This is a genomic window from Streptomyces sp. OfavH-34-F (genome assembly GCF_022347745.1).
Classification (GTDB): Bacteria; Actinomycetota; Actinomycetes; order Streptomycetales; family Streptomycetaceae; genus Streptomyces.
The window spans coordinates 1-2,896 of the sequence record NZ_JAKRGC010000504.1; the positions used below are offsets into that span (position 1 = coordinate 1).

Annotated in this window: 2 protein-coding genes and 1 pseudogene; all 3 read right to left on the reverse strand. The window is 75.4% G+C overall.

Annotation, left to right across the window (positions count from 1 at the left end; all coding sequences use genetic code 11):
• A partial coding sequence (locus MHW47_RS34040; RefSeq protein ID WP_239227707.1) for an AAA family ATPase occupies nucleotides 1–1,088 on the reverse strand: 1,088 nt, incomplete at its 3' end.
• On the reverse strand, nucleotides 1,085–2,638 hold the full coding sequence (locus MHW47_RS34045; protein WP_239227708.1) for a cobyric acid synthase: 1,554 nt from the start codon (nucleotides 2,636–2,638) through the stop codon (nucleotides 1,085–1,087). The genes MHW47_RS34045 and MHW47_RS34040, both read right to left, overlap by 4 nt.
• Nucleotides 2,635–2,896 (reverse strand): annotated as a pseudogene (locus tag MHW47_RS34050) (cobalamin biosynthesis protein); the annotation flags it as partial. The pseudogene MHW47_RS34050 and the gene MHW47_RS34045, both read right to left, overlap by 4 nt.

A 2,896-nucleotide genomic window follows, 5' to 3' on the forward strand; every position in this document is an offset into this window, starting at 1 on the left:
GGCGCGGCCTGCCCACCGAACGCCCCCTCGCCGCCCCCGCCGTCACCGGGCCCGTCCGGCTCCGGCTCGTCGTCCCCGCCGCCGTTGCGCTCCAGCGTGTCGTCCAGCTTGTCCTCGTCGAGCCCCGGCGCGTCGAACGGGTTGCGCCGGCGCCGATGGGGGAGCGCGAGCAGCGCCGCCTGCCGGACGTCCTCGGCGCGCACGTCGGTGCGCCCCGCCCACGCGGCCAGCGCGGTGGCGGTCCGGGCCATCACGATGTCCGCGCGCATCCCGTCCACCTCGAACGCCGCGCACGTCGCCGCGATCTGACGCAGCGCCCCGTCACCGAGCACCACCTCGGGCAGCAGCGCCCGCGCGGCCGTGATCCGGTCCCGCAGCTCCGCCTCCTCACCGGCCCAGCGCGCGGCGAAGGCGGCCGGGTCGTCCTCGTACGCCAGGCGCCGCCGCACGACCTCCACCCGCTCGTCGGTCTCCCGCGACGCGGCCACCTCGACGGTCAGCCCGAACCGGTCCAGCAACTGCGGCCGCAGCTCGCCCTCTTCCGGGTTCATCGTCCCCACGAGCAGGAACCGCGCGGCGTGCCGCACGGAGACGCCCTCGCGCTCCACGTACGAGGCGCCCATGGCCGCCGCGTCCAGCAGCAGGTCCACCAGATGGTCGTGGAGGAGGTTGACCTCGTCCACGTACAGGATTCCGCGGTGCGCGTCCGCGAGCAGCCCCGGCTCGAACGCCTTCACGCCCTCGGACAGGGCCCGCTCGATGTCGAGCGCCCCGACGAGCCGGTCCTCCGACGCGCCGACCGGCAACTCCACGGTCCGGGCCGGCCGCGACACGCCGGCGGCGCCCTCGTGCGGCCCGTCCGGACACGCCGGGTCGGGCGCGGCCGGGTCGCACGAGAACCGGCACCCCGGCACGACCGCGACGTGCGGCATCAGCGCGGCCAGCGCGCGGACGGCGGTGCTCTTGGCGGTGCCCTTCTCGCCCCGTACCAGGACTCCGCCCACGGCCGGGCTCACCGCGTTCAGCAGCAGTCCGAGCCGCAGGTCCTCCTGGCCGACGAGCGCGGTGAAGGGATAAGGCGTACTCACATGACCTCCTTGACGGGGGCTGCGGGCGCTCCCGGCGGGATGAACGGCAGGCCGGGCGGAGCGCCCGATTCGATGAGCCGCCACAGCGCGTCCGTGTCCGCGTGTTCCTCGATCAGGTCGCCGAGGCGGTCGAGCTGCTCCTCGCGCAGCGCGGCGAAACAGGTGTCCGGGGCGGGCACGAAGCGGCGGCCCGTGATCCGGGCGACCTCGGTCAGGAACCGGCGGCGGAACGCGTCGCTCTCCAGCGAGCCGTGCCAGTGCGTCCCCCACACCGCGCCCGCACGGCAGCCGTCCAGCGGGGTGCCCCGGCCGTCCGTCAGGAACGGCTCCCCGCCGCGGACCTCGGCGACGCCGTGGTGGATCTCGTACCCTTCGACGGGCGCGCCGAGCGCCTCCCCGGACGGCCGGGCCAGGGTCTTCTCGCGGTCGAAGCGCACCCGCACCGGCAGCAGCCCGAGCGCGTCCACCCGGCCGGCCCGCGACTCGACGTCGTCCTCGATGCGCTCGCCGAGGATCTGGTAGCCGCCGCACACGCCGAGCACCGGGCGGCCCTCGGCGGCGCGCCGCGCCAGCGCGTCGGCGAGTCCGCGTGCGCGCAGCCAGGCGAGCGCCTTCACGGTGCCCCGGGTGCCCGGCACGACGACGAGATCGGCGTCGGCCAGCTCCTCCGCCCGGTCCACGAACCGCACGACGACACCGGGTTCGGCGGCCAGCGCGTCCACATCGGTGAAGTTGGACATCAGCGGCACCGCGCACACGGCGACGCGCAGGACGTCCTCGCCGTGCGGCGGGGCGACCGCCGACTCCCGCACCGTGCCGCGCAGCGACACCCGCAGGCCGTCCTCCTCGTCGATGCCCAGGCCGTGCGCGAAGGGCAGCACCCCGTACGAGGGGCGGCCGGTCAGCCCGTGCAGCATGTCGAGCCCCGGTTCGAGCAGCGAGACGTCGCCGCGGAACTTGTTGACCAGGTAGCCGGCGATCAGCTCCTGGTCCTCGGGCGCGAGAAGCGCCGTCGTGCCGAAGAACGAGGCGAAGACCCCGCCCCGGTCGATGTCCCCGACGACCACGACGGGGAAGCGCGCGGCGCGGGCGATGCCCATGTTCACGATGTCGGTGCGCCGCAGATTGATCTCGGCCGGTGAGCCGGCCCCCTCGCAGATCACCGCGTCGTAGCTGCTCCGCAGCTGTTCCAGGCAGTCCGTGACGGTGGACAGGAGCTGTTCCTGCCGTCCGCCGTGGTAGCCGCGGGCGCTCATCTCGCCGACCGGCCGCCCCAGGAGGACGACCTGGCTGGAGCGGTCGCCGCCGGGTTTGAGCAGCACCGGGTTCATCAGGGCGGTCGGCTCCACGCGGGCGGCCTGCGCCTGCATCGCCTGGGCGCGGCCGATCTCGGCGCCCTCGCGGGTGACGAAGGAGTTCAGCGACATGTTCTGCGCCTTGAACGGGGCGACCTTCACCCCCCGGCGCACCAGCCAGCGGCAGATGCCCGCGGTGACGACGCTCTTGCCCGCGTCCGATGTGGTCCCGGCGACCAGCAGTCCGCCGCTCATACGGTCCTCCGTCCGGAAGGGTGTGCCCGGCCGCGTCCCGTTCCCGCGATCCGGCGCGCGGCCGCCGCCGCGCCCAGCCGGGCCGCGACGCTGACGCCGAGGGCGAGGACGCCCACCCGGCGCGAGAGCCGCACGGCCCGTTCTATGTCGCCGGTCTCCACGGCCCGGCCCGCCTCCCCGTTGAGCACGGGCCGGTGTTCGACGCGGCCCCCGTACGCGAGGGTGCCGCCGAGCCGTACGCCGAGCGCCCCGGCGAAC